Raw genomic sequence first — 19,128 nt, forward strand, 5'->3', positions numbered from 1 at the left:
CGTAGCTCAAACGCCCCTGGCTCTGCTCCGGCGCCGTACCGGAGGCGCTGCATGCGCACATTGCTCTACTTGCTCTACATGTGCACTGCGGGCGCGGCGTTCGGGTCGGCGGCGCGCACTCCGGGCCGCAGCAGCAGCCCGCAGATGATCGCTCCGGCGGCGAAGATGCCGGCCGACCACCAGAACGTCGTCGTGTAGCTGTGTAGCTGCGCTTGGGCGAGCACGTCCGGTGTGGGCCGCTTGCCGACCAGGTACGCCGACGCGGCGGACGCGGCCAGCGTGTTGAGCAGCGCGGTGCCGATCGAGCCGCCGATCTGCTGCATCGTGTTGACCATGGCCGAGGCGACTCCGGCGTCGTCCGGGTCCACGCCGAGCGTCGCGGTGTTCATCGCCGGGGCCATGACCAGGCCGAGGCCGATGCCCATCAGCAGCAGCGGGCCGAGGATGTGCGCCGGGTAGCTGGTCGTGACGCCGATCCCGGTCAGCCAGGCCATCGCGCCCGCCGCCATCACCATGCCGAAGCCGACCAGCGGGCGGCCGCCGACCCGCGGCAGCAGCCGCGTCGTGGCCATGGTGGCGGCGATCATCAGCACGCCGATCATCGGCAGGAACGCCAGGCCGGTCCTGACCGGCGAGTAGCCGAGCATCGTCTGGAGGTAGTACGTCAGGAAGAGGAAGACCCCGAACATGCCCGCGCCGGTGATGAACACCGCGGCGAGCGAACCGCCGCGGTCCCGGTCCAGCACGATGCGCAGCGGCAGCAGGGGGTGCGAGGCGCGGCTCTGCCACCAGGTGAACGTGATCAGCAGCACTCCGGCCGCGACCAGGTAGCCCCAGGTCGACGGCGAATGCCAGCCGTGCGTGGAGGCGTTGGAGAACCCGTACACGAGGCCGAACAGCGCGCCGGAGACGGTCGCCGTGCCGAACAGGTCCAGCTTCGGGCGGTGCTCGGGGCGGCGGGTGTGCAGCAGCAGGATCGCGCCGGCCAGGGCGAAGACGGTGAAGCCGACGTTCACGAACAGCGTCCAGCGCCAGTCCAGGTACTCGGTCAGCAGGCCGCCGAGCAGCAGGCCGATCGCGGCGCCCGATCCGGCGATGCCGCCGAACACCGCGAAGGCGGTGGCGCGCTCGCGCGCGTCGGTGAACGTGGTGGTCAGCAGCGACAGCGCGGCGGGGGCCAGCAGCGCCCCGGCGGCGCCCTGGAGCGCGCGGGCCGCGACCAGGACGTCGAAGTTCGGCGCGGCGCCGCCGAGCGCGCAGGCCGCCGCGAACATGACGAGGCCGATCAGGAAGGTGTTGCGCCGGCCGATCAGGTCGGCCAGCCGCCCGCCGAACAGCAGCAGCCCGCCGAAGGCGAGCGAGTACGCGGTCACGATCCACTGCCGGTCGGCGTTGGAGAAGCCGAGCGCCTTCTGCGCGTCCGGCAGCGCGATGTTCACGATGGTCGCGTCGAGCACGATCATCAGCTGGGCTATGCCGATCACGGCGAGGATCAGCCAGCGGCGGGCGTGGTGTGGGTCGTCGTGCGCCGCGTGGCCCGGCGCGGCGTCGCGTGCGTCGTCGCGGTGCGGGCGGGTGTCCTGGAGTTGTCGCGTCCCGGCGGGAGCCGGACGCGGGATTTCGCCCGTGTTCATGGTCTCGGTCTCTGGCATGATCTGCCGCTCCAATATCTGGAGGATTGTTCTCCGCTTCTTCTCCGGAAGCGTACCATAGAAGTGGAGGACTCTCCTCCACTTGCCTGGCCCGGGAGGTAGACTGCCACACCATGGACACGCCCGCCGCCGTCCCGCGCCCGCTGCGCCGGGACGCAGAACTCAACCGGCTGCGGATCATGGCCGCCGCGCGCGAGGTGTTCGCCGAGCGCGGCCTGGAGGCGACCCTCGACGACGTCGCCCGGCAGGCCGGGCTCGGCGTCGGGACCGTCTACCGGCGGTTCCCGAACAAGGAGGCGCTGGTCGACGCGCTGTTCGAGGAGGGCTTCGGCCGGGTCGTCGCCGCCGCCGAGCGGTCGCTGGAGAATCCGGACGCCTGGGCGGGCATGGTCAACCTGGTGACCGAGTTGGCCGAGATCCAGGCGGCGGACCGCGGGCTGCGCGACATCATGCTGTCGGAGGCCTACGGCCGCGACCGGGTAGCCCAGCTGCGCGACCGGATCAAGCCGATGCTGGAGCAGGCGGTCGAACGGGCGCAGCGCCAGGGCGGGCTGCGCGCCGACTTCCGGGCCGCCGACGTGCCTGCGCTGCTGATGATGATCGCGATGACGGTCGAGTTCGGCCGGGACGTGCGCCCGGAGGTGTGGCGCCGTTATCTGACGATGCTCCTGGACGGCATCAGCGCCCGCCGCGACCACCCGACGCGGCTGCCGGAGCCGGAGCTCGACGACGACGACATGCACGAGGCGATGCACGCATGGCCGCGGCTGCGCTGGACGACGCCCACATCGACGCCTGAGAAGCGCGGCCCGAAGGTCTTGAGCTCAGAGGTCTGACGCAGCGGCCTCTCGTTCCGGCGACCGGCTATTCGCTCGCCGATGATCGCCGTTCGCCATAGACTGCGCCGACCGGAGACGACACGATCCGGGGAGACTGCACGATCCGGCCGGAAGGAGGTCCTGCCATGTCGTCGGCCGCCGCCATGCCCTCGGACGAGGACCTCGCCTCTGGCCCGCTGCGGATCACCCCGTCGCTGGTCATCCCGGCCCACGAGCTGGCCTGGCGATTCTCCCGTTCGTCGGGGCCCGGCGGTCAGGGCGTGAACACGACCGACAGCCGGGTCGAGCTGACCTTCGACCTCGCCGGGTCGGACGTGCTGCCGCCTGAACTCAAGTCCCGCGCGCTGGCCCGACTGAGCGCGCGGCTGACCAACGGCCGGATCACGATCGCGGCCGCCGAATACCGCTCGCAGCTGCGCAACCGGCAGGCGGCCAGGGAACGGCTCGCCGCAGTGCTCGCCGAAGCCGTCGCCCCGCCGCGGCGGGCGCGGCGCGCGACCAAGCCGTCGAAGGCGGCGGTCGCCCGCCGGCTGGATGACAAGACGCGCCGCTCGCAGATCAAACGTCTGCGACGATTGCCGCCGGAATAGGCCCGGGTTCACCCGCCCTGCAAGCCGCGGGCGTCTTACGCTCGGCGTGTGAGGTCCGCTGGAACGGCAAGCTGGCAGGCGTCCATTGACACGCCGCGCGCATTGGTCGTCGCACTGCACGTACGCGACGCCGCTGGACTCGACACTCCTATCGCGAGTAGCGGCCCGGACGTCACGGTGCCGCTGCTCGAACCCGCCGTCGACTTGGACGCCCGGCTCGCGCCATACGCCACCGAGCGCGCCGCGGCGGCGTGGAGCGAATGGTGGGAGTCGCTGCTGAATCGCCATCCCGAGTTCCGCGGTGTGCCTCCGTTGGTGACCGACCCCGACCCGGCGCTCGACGCTGATCTGCGTGCGCTGATCGGGAACGGCCTGCCTGCCGCCGACGCGTGGTTCACGGCGGACAAGCATCGGAATCTTGAGAGGCGCCGAAGCTCTCCGCAGCCGTCGGCGCTCGGCCTCGCCGGTGGGCTCGGCCGGATCGTCCGGGATGTGGAGGCGGAACTCGGCCGCCCCGCCGAGCCGTTCGACCTGGTGATCAGCATTCTGCCGGTGAGCGGCCTGTGGGGCGGACGGGTGCGCCGTGACCACGTGCTGATCAGTCGCGCGTTGAGCGATTATCGCGCCGGTTATGAGGCGCTGCTTGAGCCGGTGGTCCGCGAGCTGGCGCAGGGATGACAGGCCCATATTGCAGTAATCACAGTAATGTCTGGTCGTGCCCTGCCGAGTGATGCAGCCGAGATATGGAGAATGCACAGCTCGTAGCCGCAGGCCGCAGCTCACAGTTGTAGGCATAGGCATAGGCATAGGCCGCAGGCAATGCACCTTCCGGTGCCCGGTCGGCGTATCAGCTTGCGACGTTCTCGGCCGGGAAACACATGTCCCCGGTCAGCGGGACACGATGGGTTGACCCCAGGCGAGATCGACTACACCACGTGGCGGGACGTCATCGAGTGCCTGCGTTCTCTGCGCCGTGCTGAGCTGAGGGAGAGCAAGCGGCCCAATCAGCCGCGCGTGGCGCCGAAGCGTTTCGGGTCCGGCGGGGCCTGCGGCTGGTCGGCGAGCCACGGGCCGAGGTCGCCGCCGCCCGGCTCGCGGTACGGCTCCGCAGCGACCGCGGCGGCCGACTGCTCGAAGTGCTGGGGGCCCTCCCAGCGACGCAGGCCGTTCTTGTCGGCCCGGTTCCCGAAAGCGGCGGTGTGTCCGTCGCCCACCGGCGAGAACATGCCGCCGACCCGGGGGTCGCCGGCCAGCCAGATGCTTCTGGTCTGCGCGCCGACCGGGCTGACCATCCGATTGCCCTGCTGCTGCGTCGGCCAGTCGACCTTGTGCGCGGCGATCGGCCGGTTGCCGGCCGGATCGATCAGCAGCAGCCAGCCGAAATCGGCGGTCCAGGTCTTCTTGGTCCACGGCCCGGACATGTTCGTGCCCGAGGTCAGCGCGCCGGGGTCGTCGATGCGCCGCCAGCGGCCGCACTTGACCGGGTACTCCTGCCAGGCGTAGCGCTCCAGGAAGTACAGGTCGCGTTGGGCGTCGCGCCGTGCGCCCTCCCGCGAGTCCTGGAGACCCGCCTGGATCCGGGCGGACAGCTGCGGGTCGTTGAGCGGCGACCACGGCGGGAGCGTGCCGGTCACGGGGCGAGTCCTCCAAGGATCCGGCCGATCGACCGGGCCGTGTTCCCCGCGTCCTGGGCGCCTGCCGCAGCGGTGAAGGACACCGAGTCGGCCATGAGCACCATCATGGCTCGGAAGCGCGGGCCGTGCGGGATGTCGGGGGTGGTGAAGTCGATCGCGGCGAGTTTCGTGCCGTCCGGGCTCGGGACCAGCGCCTGCAACTGGTAGACGTCGGCGTTCGGCTCGGTTGCGGTCGTATCGGCGGCTTCCTCGGCCCGCCCGGGGATGCGCGGACGCGGCAGGGTCAGCACGCTCTCGAAGAACAGCGCCGGGCCCGGTTTCAGGTCGACCAGATCCACCTGGCCGTGCTCGCCCGCCTCGGCCCGGATCTGCACCAGGTCCCTGAGCACCAGGCGCGGGTTTCGGCGCTCCGGGAACTGCTGGAGCGAGATCACCAGGCTGGAGGGGACGACAGCGCCGTCCTCGGCGGTGTGCCAGCCGAGGCCGCAATACGCCGTGTTGCGTTCCTGAAGCTGTTCGAGCAGCGCCGCGAAGGTGTCGACCACTGCGGAGACCAGCGGCCGCCGGCCCTCGGGGGCCAGCTCAAGCAGGTTGGCCTCGGCGGCGGCCAGCGTCGTGTCGATGTCGTCCAGCGGCAGCGGGAAGTAGCCGCGGGGCAGCTCGATCCAGAAGTCGAGGCGGTCCTCGCCGCCCGCGTCCACGGCGGCGGGTCCGGCCGCGGACGGGTCCGCGGGGTCGCGCAGGATACCGGCGAATCCGTTCACGAAACCGCCTGCTTGATGTCGCCGTACAGGCTGGTCACCACCGACTTCGCCTGCCAGCCGAGCTGCGCGTTGCCCGCCACCTGCGCGAAGGTCTTCGCGCCGTCGACCGTGGCGACGTCGGCGAAGTGGAACACCTTGTTCGCCGCGCCCACGCCGAGCTTGACCGGAATGCTCAGGCTGTGCGCCAGGTTCGACCCGGTCTTCATGACGTTGCCGGCGCTGTCCGCGGCGTCGGCGAACGCGGTCGTGGCGTCCCCGCCGAGGCTGGAGAGCCCGGGGATCTTCGCGGCCAGCGTCGGTATGGTGTCCACCGCGTCCACGCCGGCCTTGAGCACCGTGCCGTCCGAGGCGACCTTCGCCGCGACGCCGAGCGCGACGTCGCCCTCCTTGAACGCCGAGCCGACGAGCTTCCCGCCGGGGATCAGGCTGAGCGCGTCCAGGCCCATCGTCGAGGCGTTTTTCAGGTTGGCCATGGTGAAATGGCCGGTCAGCAGGCCGCCCACGGCGTCGCGCACCTTCGGGTTGGCCAGGTCGCAGGCCAGCGCGCCGACTCCGGCGACGATCGCCACGGCGCCCGCGACCGCGTCGATCGGCGGCGGTGTGCACAGTGCGATCAGCCCGGCCACGGCCGAGATCGTGGACAGCACCGAGTGGATGACGTCGATGTGGTTCTTCACCCAGTTGCCGACGGCGCCCAGAGCATGGGTGAAGTCGCTGAACATGCTGCTGAAGAAGCCGGGCTTGTGCGGCGCGAGCCCCTTGGTCGCCTGCTCAAGCTGCTGCGCGTACTTGCGTGCCATCGTCTCGTGCTGTGCGGCCAGCTCCTCGGCGCGCTTCATCACGGACGCCAGTTCGTCGTGCGCGTTCTGCGCCGCGTTGCCCGCGTCGCGCACGACGGACTCGGCCGCGTCTATTCGCGACTGCGCCTGCTGCAAAGCCTGCTGCGTGTTGAAGAACTGCCCGGCCAGTTGCAGGTCCGGGTTGCTCTGCGCCTGCTGCAACTGCTGGTCGGCGCGCTGCACGGCCTGCTTGGCGTCGGCGGCCTCCTGGTCGAGCTTCGCGGCGGTGTCCTTGAAGCCGAGCAGGTCGCCGTGCCAGTTCTTGAGCACTCCGACGGCGGTGTTCAGCGACGTGTGCGCGTTCTGCAGGTCGGTGGCGAGCTTGCCGTTGAAGTGCTCGCGGAACGCGTTCCCCGCGTCGCCCTGCCACACGCCGCTGGTCGAGTCGCGCATCTGGTCCAGCAGCGACCCGGACTCCTGCATCGAATCGACGGCCTGCTGCACTGCGGCGCTCATCGACTCGACGTTCGCGGGCACCCCGGGGACCGGGTTGAAGCCGAGGTTCGGGTAGGTCGTGGTGTCTTCGGCCAGAGCGTTCACTTGGCCGCTCCGTGCACGGTCGCCGCGCTCACCATCGAGTCGATCTGCCCCATCGCCTGACCGTTGATCTGTTGCATCGCCTGACCGACGGCGTCGTCGCACTGCTTGTACGCGTCGTGCGCCTTGCTGACGCCCTCGTTCGTCTCCTTGATCATCTGGTGTAACTGGCCGAGACCGTACTGCCAGGTGTGCTGGAAGTCGTCGGCCGCGCCGTTGAGCGCGCCGTCGCCGATCTGCCCCGACTGCGCCGAGCTCATCGACTTGAGCGCGGCCTCCATCTGGTCGCCCGCGTCGGACAGCGTCTTCGTCATGCGCTGCAACACGTCGAGATCGACCTGGAAAAAGCTCCCCACCGTCGTGCCTCCCCGGATTGTCCGTGCGAACTCCCCGCTTGCCTGGGAAGCTCACGAAGACCTTAGACCCTAGACAGGACGCTGCGGAACCGTCAGCCGCAGGATCGGATTATCTGCCTGTGGATCCGTAGCGACGCAGCTCTTCGAACTTGGCCGGGGCCGCGGCGCGGGAGTGGCCGACGCCTAGCGACGGACGAGCCTACAGCCGTACAGCCGCACACAAAGCCCCGGCCGAGTTCGAAGAGCTGATCAAGCACGGTATGCGCGCTGTACGCAGGCGCACTCACGGGTAACACTGACCACATGACGGTCAACGACGCCCGCATCGCGGCGAACCAGGCGCCCCCACTCCAGGACTACGACGTGTTCAGCACTGACGATGCGCTGGTGGAAGCGGTCGAACGGCACGGAAGCCGCGCGTCGCTGGACGGCCTGGCCGCACTCGGCCGTCTTGCCGGATCGCACCGTACGCTGCATTGGGCGGAGCAGGCGAACGTAAACGCGCCGGTGCTGCGTACGCACGACCGCTACGGCAACCGCATCGACGAGGTCGAGTTCCATCCGGCCTGGCACCACCTGATGGAGGCGGCGGTCTCGCACGGTCTGGCCGGCGCGGCGTGGGCGGGCGGACCGGCCGCGCACGTGACGCGCGCCGCCGGGTTCATGGTGTGGAGTACCGCCGAATCAGGGCACGGCTGTCCGGTCTCGATGACGTACGCGAGTGTCGCCGCGCTGCGCGCCGACCCCGGAGTCGCGGCGATCTGGGAGCCGGGGCTCAAGTCGCTGATCTACGACTTCGGGCTGCGGCCGGCGGCCGCGAAGGCCGGGCTGCTGTGCGGGATGGCGATGACCGAGAAGCAGGGCGGCTCCGATGTGCGCGCGAACACCACCGCCGCGACGCCGCTCGACGCCGACGGCGAGTACCTGCTGACCGGGCACAAGTGGTTCTGCTCCGCGCCGATGAGCGACCTGTTCCTCGTGCTCGCGCAGGCGCCGGGCGGCCTGACCTGTTTCGTGGTGCCGCGCGTGCTGCCGGACGGCGCCCGCAACCGGCTGGCGCTGCAACGGCTCAAGGACAAGCTCGGCAACCGTTCGAACGCGTCGAGCGAGATCGAGTTCGACGGCGCCTGGGCGCGGCGGCTCGGGCCCGAGGGCCGCGGCGTGCCGACCATCATCGAGATGGTCTCGATGACCCGCCTGGACTGCGTGCTCGGCTCCGCGGCCATCATGCGCCGCGCGGTCACCGAGGCCGCGCACCACGCCACGTACCGGCACGCCTTCGGCTCGGCCCTGATCGACAAGCCGCTGATGCGCAACGTGCTGTCCGACCTCGCGGTCGAGTCGCAGGCGGCGACCGCGCTCGGCATCCGGCTGGCCGCGGCCTTCGACTCCGACGAGCCGGCAGAGCGGGCGCTGCGCCGGCTGGCCGTCGCGGTCGGCAAGTACTGGGTGACCAAGCGGGCGATCGGCGTCGCGGCCGAGGCGCTGGAATGCCTCGGCGGCAACGGCTACGTCGAGGAGTCCGGCATGCCGAGGCTGCTGCGCGAGGCCCCGGTCAACTCGATCTGGGAGGGCTCGGGGAACGTCAACGCGCTGGACGTGCTGCGCGCGCTGGTCCGTGAGCCGGAGTCCGCCGAGGCGTTCCTGGCCGAGGCGGGCACGGCGCTCGGCGGCGACCCGCGCTTCGACGCGGCGTTCGGCGAGCTGCGGCGCGGCCTGGCAGACCTCGACGACGCCGAGTTCCGGGCCCGCCGCCTGGTCGAACGGCTCGCCGTCGTGCTCCAGGCCTCGCTGCTGATCCGGTACGCACCCGCGCCGGTCGCGGACGCGTACTGCGCCACTCGGCTGGCCGGAGACGGTGGCCATACCTTCGGCACTCTTCCGGCCGGGACGGATACGAAGGCGATCCTCCAGCGCGCCCAGCCGCGCCTCGGCTGACGGCGCGTCGACTCCCTCTGACGGACGCTCACCGGTCACTCGTCTGGCTGTGCGGGGATGCGGCGGCGGCGCGCAACCGGATGACTGGAGGGCGAGGCGCGGGACGGGCCGAACGGTTCGTTCCGCGCCGACCAGCCAGAGCGAGGAGTCAGTGCACCATGCTCACCGACGTTCAGAAGTCCAAGCTGGACCGGCGGTTCGAACTGCTCGACGCCGACGGCGACGGCTTCATCACCGCGGCCGACTACGATCTGGCCGCCGCGCACGTCTGCGAGGCCTTCGACTTCGCCGGGGGCTCGCCACAGCACGAACGGATCCACGTGATCTACCTGCGGTTGTGGGCCGCGCTCAGCCGGAAGACGGACCCGGACGGGAGCGGCCGGATCACCCGCGAGCAGTTCGTCCAGTCCTGCGCGGAGAGCATCGTCGAGCCGGAGCGCGGCTACGACCGGGTCATCCGGCCGGTCGCGCAGACCATCTTCGACCTCATCGACGAGGACGACAGCGGCACGCTTGAGGTCGAGGAACTGGCGAACTGGGCCAACGCGTACGGCGTCTGCGCGGACGACGCCGAGCAGGCCTTCCGGGCGTTGGACCGCAACGGCGACGGCGTGCTCGACCTCGACGAGGTACAGCAGGCGCTCAAGGAGTTCTACACCAGCGACGACCCGGAAGCGCCGGGCAACCGGATCTTCGGCCCGCTACCGGTCGTTGCCGCCTCGCACTAGTGTGCCAAGGCGCTAGGAGTATGGAGTGTGCTGAAGGTCTTGGCCGGGCGCGATTGGCCTCACGCGGTTAATCAAACACAGTCCGGCCGGCGCCTTGCGATCCGGGCGCTGATGGTTATTGCGCTGATCCGGCCAAGACCTTCAGCGCCCCTAGCGCACATCCGGGCGCGTTAACGCATCGATGGTCAACTGGCCGGGTTCGGTGTAACCGGACAAGGCGAGCGTCAGGTCGAACTCGGCCAGCAGGCAGCGCAGCACGTGCTCGACTCCGGCCTGGCCATCCAGACCGAGACCGTATGCGTACGGACGGCCCAGCAGCACGGCCTGCGCACCGAGTGCGAGCGCTTTGAAGACGTCGTCGCCGGTCCGCACTCCGCTGTCGAACAGCACGGTCAGCCGGTCACCGACCGCTCGTACGATTTCGGGCAGCGCGTCGGCCGCGCCGATCGCGCCGTTGACCTGTCGGCCACCGTGGTTCGAGACGACGACGCCGTCCATCCCCGCATCGGCCGCGCGCCGCGCGTCGTCGGCGTGCAGGATGCCCTTAAGCACGATCGGGCCGTCCCAGTGTTCGCGCAGGAACGCCAGGTCCTCCCAGGTCTTCGACGGATCGGCGAACATCTGCGCGAAGTGCAGCACGGCGGCGTTCGGATCCTCGTGCACCGGCTTGGCCAGTCCGGCCTGGAACGCCGGATCGGTGAAATAGTTCGCCGTGCCGATCCCGTGCAGAAACGGCAGGTACGCCTGGTCCAGGTCGCGCGGCCGCCAGGCCAGCAGCCACGTGTCCAGCGTCACGACCAGCACCCGGTAGCCTGCCGCCGCCGCGCGTGCCAGGAAGCTGACGGTCACGTCCCGGTCCTTCGGCCAGTACAGCTGGAACCAGCGCGCCGCGCCCTCGCTCACGTCGTCCATCGCCTGCGCCACTTGCTCCAGCGGCGTGCTCGACGCGGACGAGAGCACGAACGGCAGTCCCTGCGCGGCGGCCGCCCGAGCGGCGGCCGGCTCGGCGTCCTCGTGCATGATCGACAGCACGCCGACCGGTGCGAGCGCGACCGGCGCGGGCAGGCGAGTGCCGAACAGCTCCACGGACAGGTCACGCCGCTGCACGTCGCGCAGCATCCGCGGCACGATCCGCCAGCGGTCCAGCGCCTCGCGGTTGGCCCGCACCGTCTTCCCGTCGCCCGCCCCGCCCGCGACGTAGCCGAACGGCCCCGGCCCGAGCCGCCGCTCGGCCAGCTCCTCCAGCCGGGCCAGGTCCGTCGGCAGGCCCGGTACCGCTCCGGCCAAGCCGTTGAGATAGATCTCGTACTGCTGCATATGGCTCTCTGACCTGCACGATCATGGCGAAAGGCCGTGTGACGTGCAGAGATGTAATCCGACGTTCACCATCGTTTGCCGTCGTTTTCGAACGTCGTGTGCCCTGCCTGTGCCCTGTGTGCCCCGAGGCCCACCGGTCGGTCCGCACCACTGCGACCGATCGGACCTCACCCAGGGAGACAGCCATGTACGACCCCGCGCACACTCACCAACCATCCCGCCGCACCCGGTTCGCGCTCACCGCGCTGACGGCCGCTGCCGTCGCCGCCGCGATCACCGTTCCCGTCGTCGTCGCGACCACGCCGCACGCCCCCGCCGGGCTGACCTTGTCCGGCAACGGCGACACCGTGTCGCCCGTGTTCACGACCGGGCCGAACTGGTCCGCCAGCTACAGCGCTGAGTGCCCGATCCGCGTTATCGAGTCCGGCGGCGCCGTGGACGGCGTGGCGATCGTGGACGCGACCGGCGGTTCCGCCACCGGATACGTGGGCGACGATCCGGGCCAGCATCGACTGCACGTCACGTCGGATTGCGGCTGGACGATCCGCGTCACGGACGGCGACACGTTGCCGCACGCGCCGAACCTGCCGCTACCCGCCGGGACGTCGGGCTCCTGCGCGCACCCCGCCGCGACGCTGAACGCGGGGGTGTGACGTGGGCAAGCTGCGGCGCTTCACCGACGGCGTAGTCTTCCAAGCCGTCCTGACCGGCTCACTGTCGTTCTCGCACATCCACGACCTCGCCGCTGCGCACGGGCAGGCCGGGTGGAAAGCGTGGCTCTACCCGCTGAGCGTGGACCTGCTCACCGTCGCCGCGTACCGCAAGCTGATGGCCGCGCGATCGTCGGCCGCGCCGACCGGGCTCGCGTGGTGGGCGTTTCTGCTCGGCCTGGCCGCGTCCCTGGCGGCGAACATCGCGGCCGTGTGGCAGAACCCGGACAGGTTCGTGGCCGTATCCCTCGGCGTGTGGCCCGCCGTGGCGTTCCTGGTGTGCACCCTGCTAAGCCACGACTCTTCCGGGGTACCCGATGCGGTACCCGTACCCGTGCCGGTCGCAGTACCCGTACCCGCCGAGGCGCCACGACTGGCGGCTAACGCACCGTCCGATCCCCCAGTTACCCGGCCGCGTACACCCCGCGACGCCGACGGGAAGGAATGGGCCGACCTAGTCCGCGAAGCCCGGCAGGTGGACGCCAAGAGCCGGGCGACGACGGGCAAGCCAGCGGGTATCACCCGACTGCGGAAGGAACTGAAGGTCGGGCAGGACCGGGCGCAGCGACTCCGGGACCACCTCGCCGGACTACCCACAGACCCCCCGTCGGGTACCCGTACCTACCCGCTACACCCCCAACAGCCACAGGCTGAGGTGGCCCTAGCCAACGGGTACGCCCACCACTGACCCCACTCGACGCGACGCCCCGGTACATAGGTGCCGGGGCGTTCGCGTACCCGGATCGAGTGGAGCCGACGCAATTGTTATGCCTGCGAAACAACAAGCTTCGGCATTGGGTAGGCAGGCACACGTCGTAAACAACTACGGTGCCGTCGTGGACCTGGAAGCCGCTCTCAGCGCCGGTGGAACCCTCGTCGCCGCCGTAGCCGCAGTTGGATCGTGGAAGGCGGCCGGGCGCTCCGACAAAGCTGCCACCGCTTTGACATCTATCGAACGGGATCGCTGGCACGCGGAGATGACGCCTAAGTTCAAGATCACGCTCAAGGACCCAAGCATGACCCGAACCGTCCTCTACGTCGGTCTTGAAGGTCCAACGACTCTCAGTCACCTGGACACGATCGAGATGACCATCCGCGATGACATGCCGGGCCGGGCCGAACTCACGGCCGAGAACGGCGTGTCCGCCGACGAAATCAGGCAGCAGATTTGGGGACCCCTACGATTCGTGCGCGGCGTGGACGGCGGCAGCTCCGACGGACGCACCGTTGACACGTTCGAACTGCCCGTCGGCGAATCCCGGCCTTTCGCTGTAGACGTCACGCTGTCTCCGCACTGGTACAGCGACCCACAGGCGTGGCGCGACCAATGGGACGGCACGCCGCTGCGCCTTACTCTCAAATGCACGCGCGAGGGTTTCGAACCCTGGACCGTCAAGAGCGAGGTCCCGTTGAGCGTTCCGCCCCGTTTTCAGGCTTGGTAGCGCTGGTTGCAGCTCGTCTAACCGACGGCGGGAATGCCCTCAGGTAGGTTCGGGTCCTGTGACTACCGACCCGACGCAGTGGATCGTGACCGAACAACCCGTGGCGCTGCCCGACGCGGCCGTGAACAAGCACTCCCGGCTTACCGTCGCGCACGTGACGCTGCCGGACGGCGTCCAGTTCGAACAGGTCGTGATTCGTGTAGACGCTGCCGCTATGTGCGTTGTCGTCAACGATCGTGCGGAAGCGCTGATGATGCGGCGGCACCGGTTCATCCCCGACCTGTGGGTGTGGGAAGTGCCAGGCGGTTACCTCAACCCCGGCGAGAGCCCCGCCGACGCAGCGCTGCGGGAAGCTGTCGAAGAGACGGGTTGGCGTCCGTCGAAGGTTGAGCACCTGGTCACGTTCGAGCCGATGACCGGTACGGCGTCCGCGCCCAACCATGTGTATCTCGGGCTTGACCCGCACCCGGTGGACGGCGCCACGACCGACGTCAACGAGGCTCAGTCGGTGCGGTGGGTGCCGCTGGCCGACGTGCCCGCCATGGTCGGCGGGATGACGCTCGGGGCGGCCTCGGTCATCGGGTTGCTCGCCGCCCGCGACCGCCTCGGCGTGCGGTAGGCAACGCCGCCAACGCTTCCCGCGCCGGGGCGAAATCGCCGTAGCGTTCCAACCGTCCCGCGACGGCCGCGAGCTCGCCGTTGACCCGCTCGGATGCGATGCCGTCCGCCGATTCGATCGCGTGCAACGCGATCGCGCACCCTTCATCGACCCGGCCGGAGTCCAGCAGCGCACCGGCGAGGAGGGCCAGGTTGAACACGTGCCCGCGTTCGAACCCGCCTTTCATGTCCAGCGACAGCCGCATCGCGTCCGCCGATCGAGGCGCGTCGGACGCGTCCAACAACGCGCGGCCGGTCTTCGCGGACAAGTACGCGCCGTCGAAGTATTGAAGCCACGCCGGTTCGCCACCGGGCCGGGACCGGTCGAACGCCGTCTCAGCGCCCGTCAGAGCGACCGCGCACGCACGCTGGTCCCCGGTCAGCGCGTGCCCGTGCGCCTCGGTCACCAGCGTTTCCGCCATCAGCGCCGCCGATCCGGACCGGCGCGCCGACCGGTGTGCGGCGCGCGCCATGTCCACCGCGTCGGCGCCCTCGCCCAAATACCCGGCCTGGCATGACATCGCCGCCAACGTCTCGGCACCTAGCGCGACGTCCCCGCCCGCTTGCGCCAGCCGGAGCGCTTGGATCAGATACCGCTGTGCGATCGGGTGCTGCTCCAGGTCGAACGCCATCCACCCCGCGAGCAAGGTCATCTCGGCGGCGGCGGAGAACAGCTCGCGCCCGACGTCGGCGGTGTACGCGCCGTGCCGCAACAGCGGGCTGACTTCGTCGGCGAGGTACTGCACGACGGTGGAACGGGCATATCCGCCCCCGAACATGTTGTCGAGCCGCCGGAAGGTGGAGGTCACTTCCCGGATGGCGATGATGTTCGCGCCGCCGACACGCCGGGAACCAGCCCGGTCCATCAGGTCGGCAGCCGGTGCGGTCATCCATCGGATGGCCGGTACGACGAACCCGACCGACGTGTACGCCGACCGGGTCAGCGTCGCCCGCCGGTGCGCATCAGTCGCGTACAGGTCGGAAGCGGCCACGACCGCCGTGTTCAAGTCGCTCTCGAAGCTCAGCCCCAAGTCCGCCACCGGCAACGCGGAGCGCATCCCGATGTCCGCCCGCGTGACCGTGCGGCCCAACGGCACGGACAGTACTTCGGCGATCAGGTCGGGCGTACGCCCGCGCGGCTGCTCTCCGCGCAGCCACCGCGCCACGGACGCGTGGTTGAAGCGGGGAGCGGGCAGACCTCGCCGCACGGCAAGGGTGTTGATCCGGTGCGCCAACCCGCCGCGACTGATCCCCGCTTCGGCGAGGTGGTCGGCGAGGTGTGCGTTAGGCGTCTTCGCGGGCATGCGGCCTCCCGTGCGGTCCGGCCCGGTGGTCTACACAAAGCGTAGACACTCACGACCCTGAGATCACGGGCCGTCGCCCATCTGTGTCTCTGCGCTCGCATTCACACCCCCGATTCACGCCCCACGCGGCAACGCACGCGGTGACCTGCGGTGCCGGTCGCGGTTGTGTGAGGTCATGGACGCCGTGCACACCGCCATGCCACCGCACGCAACGACACGTCCCGGCGCGACGCCGGTCCGTCTGCTCGTGTGGGGTGTTACTGAAGCCGACCAAAACCGCGCCGTGTCCAAGGCCGGACAAGCGCCGTCGCGCGGCCTATGGGACTTCGTGCAAACCGACCGCGTGTCCGGGCCGACATGTCCGCTGGACCTGAAGGACGGCAAGTCCCTGGCAGCCGACCAGGGATATCACTGGGCCTACGTCGCGTACCGGGCCGACCGATGAGCGACCTCAAGGACACGTTCGAAGAGCTGAAGACACTCCTGTTCCCGTTCGCCGTCGAGCTGGGCGGCGAGGTCTTGGACGTGTGGCGTGACCGGGAGAAGTACGGGCATGAGCCGCTTCCCCCGGCCGCGTTGCGCGCGCTCGCGCTGTGGGCTGCCGACCGGTTGGCGGACGGACCGTGACCGGGTCAGGACTCGCTGAGATGGTCGATGACCCGCACCTGCCGTACGCGTGGGTTCCGGCCCACGCGCCGCCCGACGCCGCGCTTCTGGAGCGCGTGCTCGCAGGGCTCGAACGGCTTCACCGACTCGCCGAAGCGCACCCCACGGGCAGGCCACGGCGGTCACAATCCGGCGAACTGCCGAACCGGCGGCCCGCCAGCCCGTAACGTCCGTTCATGAAATCCTGACCAGGGGGAACCTTGAAACGTCGAACCGTCATGCTTCTCGCCGTCATCCCGCTGATGGCGGCCTGCTCGACCACGCCGACCCCGACCACGCCCGCCGCCAACGCGGCAGCGATGTCCAGTCCGGCCAGCGCGAGCCCCACCACGCCGACCGCGCTGGACGCGGCAGGCGTGGTGACAAAACTGAAAGCCGCGCGCCTGCCGGTCGGCGCGGTGACCGTGTACACGGCGGCCAACGATCCAAACCACCTGCTCGGCCGACCCAACGGGTACACGTCCAAAGCCGCGTTCATCGACACGCGCGTGAAGCCGTCCGACGCGCGCGACACCTCGGCGGGCTCGGTGGACCTGGGCGGCAGCGTCGAGGTGTTCGCCACCGGCGCTGAGGCCACGGCGCGCGAGCAGTACATCCAGGGCGCCGAGAAGTCGATGCCGATGCTCGGCACCGAGTACGACTACGTGTCCGGTGACGTGCTGCTGCGCGTCTCGGAAGTGCTCACCCCGGACCAAGCGAAGGCGTATCAAGCCGCACTTGCCGACTGACGTACCCGAGACCAGCGCCCGCCGGAACCCCACGATCCGGCGGGCGCTGTCGTATCACGCCAGCGTCACGGTGCCGAGCGGCGGACGGGCGGACGGCGACGGCCACGAACCCCCGTAGGTCACGCCGGTGACGGTGGACACCTGCGGGCCGCTGACGTCCTGCACGGTCGCGGCAGAGATATACAGCAGCGCGGTCGCGGGCGGGGTGGAGCCTTCGATGGCGACGATGTCGAGGAAGGCGGCGGTGACGATATTCGCCGTCACTGTTGTTTGCACGAACGTCCAGGTGTTCGCCGGGATGGCCGCCGACGTGCCGGACGTGGTCGATATGTAGCCGCCGCCCCCGGAGAACCAGTTGGCGGACAGGTTGACGTCGCTATACCCCGTCGGGCTGTAGTACCAAGCACTCAGGATGTACTGGTGGCCCTGCTGGATCGGCACAAGGTCCGATTCGGCGTATGCAAGCGTTGCCGACCCGGACGGCGTCAGCAGCGCGGAGAGCGGCAGGTTGCCCTGTGTCTGCGCGGCGGACGTGGTCAGTGTCGCGCCGGTCGGATGCCAGGGGCCGATGCCGTCCGCGAACGTAGGCCACTGATTCAGTACCGGGCCGGGCTGCATGGTGGCTTCCAGCACGCCGAGGATGTTTTGGCCTGGCGTGGTGGACTGCACGCTGGTCGTGATCCGGGCGCCGCCGTCGTCCCAGAGGTGCCACAGCGGGCCGGTCGCCGACTTGTCAAAGACCTGAATCGGGATCGCGTGACCGGTGGAACCTGCGTGCCATGCCGGGTGGTCGCTGTCTCGGAACAGGGCCGTCGGATTGCCGGGGAACACGTTGAAGTCGTCCATCAGCCACAGATAGTCGTTCAGCGTGCCGCCCGCCTGCTGCATCAGGACGTGGTACGTCGCGCCGTTCGTCAGGCCGACGGCGGGAAGCGGTATCGAGATGGACGGCGTCAGGCGCATCTGCCCAGTCACGTAAGAGGTCTGCGCGGAGGGGGAGACTGGCACTCCGAACATATAGAACTGCCAGCTTCCATCGTCCCCCGGCGCAAAAAAGTGCCAGTCGCCGAAGCTGAATATTGGGCCGGTGGAGAACGGGTTGGCGTACCACTGGAGCCCTGGCCCGTTCGGCGTGACCGACAGCAGCGTGAACTTGTCGCCCCAGTTGTCGAACACCCCGTAATTGCCGACGGCCAGCAGGGAGTTTCCGGGGAAACCCGACGTCGTGTTGTCGGGTACGGCGGGCAACGATTGCCAGGTGCCGAGCGTGCCGTTCGCGTTCGCCGGTGCGTAGAGCGACCGCAGCAAGCCGTTGCTGTCCCAGTAGTTGAGCAGGACGACACTGTCCAGCGCCGCTACCTGGACGTTCACGCCGGGCAGCGGCGTGACCGGCAGCGGCGTGGTCGCCGTCCAGGTGGTGATCTGGCCGTTCTGCAACGGGCCGTAGTACACGTTCCGCGTCGTCGCGCTGCCGGTCGTGGTGCCGCCGACCGCATACGCGAACCCGTTGACGGCAGCGCACCCGTGGTTGACGACCGGGATCGGCAAGTCAGCTTGCTGATTCCACGCGCCCACCGTGCCCGTGGCAGTGTCCAACGACGCGGTGAACACGTGCGGGCTCGGCCCCGAAGCGGGGGTCGGGATCTGGCCGCCCGTGCTGATGATCGTGACCTCACCGCTCGCCGGGTCGGTCGAGGCCGCGAGCGTTGAGAGGTTAATCGTGGTCGGGAAGGCAGGTTGCGGCACGGCGGGCGAGGCGTTGCCGTCCGCGTCCGCAGTGATCGTAAATACGTTGTTGAACGACGTTGTACCGCCCGCCGTGTTCACGCCACCGACCAGCACCAGATAGCCGCCGACCGCGACGGCGGACGGATACACCGCGCTCCCGGCGGCTTGGACAGCGGGCAGCGGCCACGGAACCTGCGAGGTCGCGCCAAGGTTGAGCACGTTGAACGCCGCCGTCGCGAGCGGGCTACCCGTGTACACCGTGATCGGGGCCTGTGATGTGGGACCGGCGACCCCGGCCACAGCGGCGAGCGAGGTGATCCAGTTCGCCGGGATCTTCGTCTGCGTGATCACCGAGCCAGGCGCTCCGCCGCTGTCGCTGCACAAGGAGACGATCAGGTCCGCGCCGTCGCCGACCGGCAACACGGGGATGGCGACGCGCCCGACGGTGGTCCCGACCAGCGTGAAAGGCTGGTCTACGTCCTCAATATCCACCGTGAAGGGCTGGTCTATGTCCTCAATACCGAGTGCGTGCGTCCACCCGTCGCCGCCCGACCCTTGCGGCGTGAGTACCGACGTGCCCTGATAGATCGGGGTGATGTCGTGCGTGCCCAAGAGCTGGTTGAGCTGGTCTTGCGTGTTCGTCGCGCCGTTGTCGCCCAACAGCCCTGAACGCGGCGCAGACCACTTTGGAGTCGCCAT

Annotated in this window: 21 protein-coding genes; 13 read left to right on the top strand and 8 right to left on the bottom strand. The window is 69.6% G+C overall.

The features are described from left to right. Positions 1-74: 74 nt before the first annotated feature. The gene (locus tag VGS97_RS25035; protein WP_326856101.1) at positions 75-1,652 is read right to left on the bottom strand and encodes an MFS transporter; all 1,578 of its coding nucleotides are present in this window, start codon (positions 1,650-1,652) and stop codon (positions 75-77) included. A 113-nt stretch (positions 1,653-1,765) separates the two neighbouring features. On the opposite strand from VGS97_RS25035, the gene VGS97_RS25040 reads away from it, so the two are divergent. From VGS97_RS25040 to VGS97_RS25050, 3 genes are all read left to right on the top strand, one after another. Next, complete coding sequence (locus tag VGS97_RS25040; RefSeq protein WP_326856102.1) at positions 1,766-2,488, top strand: helix-turn-helix domain-containing protein; 723 nt, start codon at positions 1,766-1,768, stop codon at positions 2,486-2,488. 128 nt (positions 2,489-2,616) lie between these two features. After that, entirely contained in the window at positions 2,617-3,081 is a 465-nt protein-coding gene (gene arfB / locus VGS97_RS25045) for an alternative ribosome rescue aminoacyl-tRNA hydrolase ArfB (RefSeq protein WP_326856103.1), read from the top strand. A gap of 48 nt (positions 3,082-3,129) precedes the next feature. Next, complete coding sequence (locus tag VGS97_RS25050; protein WP_326856104.1) at positions 3,130-3,759, top strand: hypothetical protein; 630 nt, start codon at positions 3,130-3,132, stop codon at positions 3,757-3,759. Between the two features lie 326 nt (positions 3,760-4,085). Here the strand turns inward: VGS97_RS25050 and VGS97_RS25055 are convergent, their stop codons facing one another. Genes VGS97_RS25055 through VGS97_RS25070 form a run of 4 tightly spaced genes read right to left on the bottom strand, consistent with a single transcriptional unit; the run spans position 4,086 to position 7,211 of the window. After that, positions 4,086-4,715, bottom strand: coding sequence for a hypothetical protein (locus VGS97_RS25055; RefSeq protein WP_326856105.1), 630 nt, complete (start codon positions 4,713-4,715; stop codon positions 4,086-4,088). Next, entirely contained in the window at positions 4,712-5,479 is a 768-nt protein-coding gene (locus tag VGS97_RS25060; protein ID WP_326856106.1) for a hypothetical protein, read from the bottom strand. Before VGS97_RS25060 ends, VGS97_RS25055 begins: the two co-directional genes overlap by 4 nt. Beyond that, positions 5,476-6,858 carry a hypothetical protein gene (locus VGS97_RS25065; protein WP_326856107.1) on the bottom strand — a complete coding sequence of 461 codons (1,383 nt, stop codon included), beginning with the start codon at positions 6,856-6,858 and terminating at the stop codon, positions 5,476-5,478. The genes VGS97_RS25060 and VGS97_RS25065 overlap by 4 nt, the downstream gene beginning before the upstream one ends. Next, positions 6,855-7,211: a DUF6317 family protein gene (locus VGS97_RS25070; RefSeq protein WP_326856108.1), complete on the bottom strand. Its 357-nt coding sequence runs from the start codon at positions 7,209-7,211 to the stop codon at positions 6,855-6,857. Before VGS97_RS25070 ends, VGS97_RS25065 begins: the two co-directional genes overlap by 4 nt. 303 nt (positions 7,212-7,514) lie before the next feature. Between VGS97_RS25070 and VGS97_RS25075 the strand changes: the two genes are divergently transcribed. After that, positions 7,515-9,149, top strand: coding sequence for an acyl-CoA dehydrogenase family protein (locus VGS97_RS25075; RefSeq protein ID WP_326856109.1), 1,635 nt, complete (start codon positions 7,515-7,517; stop codon positions 9,147-9,149). Positions 9,150-9,307: 158 nt separating this feature from the next. Beyond that, entirely contained in the window at positions 9,308-9,877 is a 570-nt protein-coding gene (locus tag VGS97_RS25080; protein ID WP_326856110.1) for an EF-hand domain-containing protein, read from the top strand. 150 nt (positions 9,878-10,027) lie between these two features. On the opposite strand, the gene VGS97_RS25085 is transcribed toward VGS97_RS25080, so the two are convergent. Further along, the gene (locus tag VGS97_RS25085; protein ID WP_326856111.1) at positions 10,028-11,194 is read right to left on the bottom strand and encodes a lactate 2-monooxygenase; all 1,167 of its coding nucleotides are present in this window, start codon (positions 11,192-11,194) and stop codon (positions 10,028-10,030) included. 185 nt (positions 11,195-11,379) lie between these two features. Here VGS97_RS25085 and VGS97_RS25090 point away from each other — a divergent pair, with 185 nt between their 5' ends. From VGS97_RS25090 to VGS97_RS25105, 4 genes are all read left to right on the top strand, one after another. Continuing rightward, positions 11,380-11,847 carry a hypothetical protein gene (locus VGS97_RS25090; RefSeq protein ID WP_326856112.1) on the top strand — a complete coding sequence of 156 codons (468 nt, stop codon included), beginning with the start codon at positions 11,380-11,382 and terminating at the stop codon, positions 11,845-11,847. Between the two features lies 1 nt (position 11,848). Then, positions 11,849-12,592 (top strand): DUF2637 domain-containing protein, encoded by a 744-nt coding sequence (locus VGS97_RS25095; protein WP_326856113.1) that lies wholly within the window; start codon positions 11,849-11,851, stop codon positions 12,590-12,592. 148 nt (positions 12,593-12,740) lie between these two features. Further along, complete coding sequence (locus VGS97_RS25100) at positions 12,741-13,346, top strand: hypothetical protein (protein WP_326856114.1); 606 nt, start codon at positions 12,741-12,743, stop codon at positions 13,344-13,346. Positions 13,347-13,404: 58 nt separating this feature from the next. Beyond that, positions 13,405-13,965: an NUDIX hydrolase gene (locus VGS97_RS25105; protein ID WP_326856115.1), complete on the top strand. Its 561-nt coding sequence runs from the start codon at positions 13,405-13,407 to the stop codon at positions 13,963-13,965. On the opposite strand, the gene VGS97_RS25110 is transcribed toward VGS97_RS25105, so the two are convergent. After that, a complete protein-coding gene (locus tag VGS97_RS25110) occupies positions 13,922-15,307 on the bottom strand; it encodes a hypothetical protein (RefSeq protein WP_326856116.1) in 1,386 nt (461 codons plus the stop codon). The two genes, VGS97_RS25105 and VGS97_RS25110, sit on opposite strands and share 44 nt — an antisense overlap. A gap of 175 nt (positions 15,308-15,482) precedes the next feature. Here VGS97_RS25110 and VGS97_RS25115 point away from each other — a divergent pair, with 175 nt between their 5' ends. From VGS97_RS25115 to VGS97_RS25130, 4 genes are read left to right on the top strand one after another with little or no spacing between them, the layout of a single operon-like run. Beyond that, positions 15,483-15,752, top strand: a complete 270-nt coding sequence (locus tag VGS97_RS25115) for a hypothetical protein (RefSeq protein WP_326856117.1) — start codon at positions 15,483-15,485, stop codon at positions 15,750-15,752. Next, complete coding sequence (locus tag VGS97_RS25120) at positions 15,749-15,934, top strand: hypothetical protein (protein ID WP_326856118.1); 186 nt, start codon at positions 15,749-15,751, stop codon at positions 15,932-15,934. The genes VGS97_RS25115 and VGS97_RS25120 overlap by 4 nt, the downstream gene beginning before the upstream one ends. 20 nt (positions 15,935-15,954) lie before the next feature. Next, on the top strand, positions 15,955-16,140 hold the full coding sequence (locus tag VGS97_RS25125; protein ID WP_326856119.1) for a hypothetical protein: 186 nt from the start codon (positions 15,955-15,957) through the stop codon (positions 16,138-16,140). A gap of 33 nt (positions 16,141-16,173) precedes the next feature. Continuing rightward, positions 16,174-16,701 carry a hypothetical protein gene (locus VGS97_RS25130; protein WP_326856120.1) on the top strand — a complete coding sequence of 176 codons (528 nt, stop codon included), beginning with the start codon at positions 16,174-16,176 and terminating at the stop codon, positions 16,699-16,701. A gap of 54 nt (positions 16,702-16,755) precedes the next feature. Here VGS97_RS25130 and VGS97_RS25135 read toward each other — a convergent pair whose 3' ends face one another. Beyond that, positions 16,756-19,128, bottom strand: coding sequence for a carbohydrate binding domain-containing protein (locus VGS97_RS25135; RefSeq protein ID WP_326856121.1), 2,373 nt, complete (start codon positions 19,126-19,128; stop codon positions 16,756-16,758).

The organism is Actinocrinis sp., from assembly GCF_035946395.1.
Classification (GTDB): domain Bacteria; phylum Actinomycetota; class Actinomycetes; order Streptomycetales; family Catenulisporaceae; genus Actinocrinis.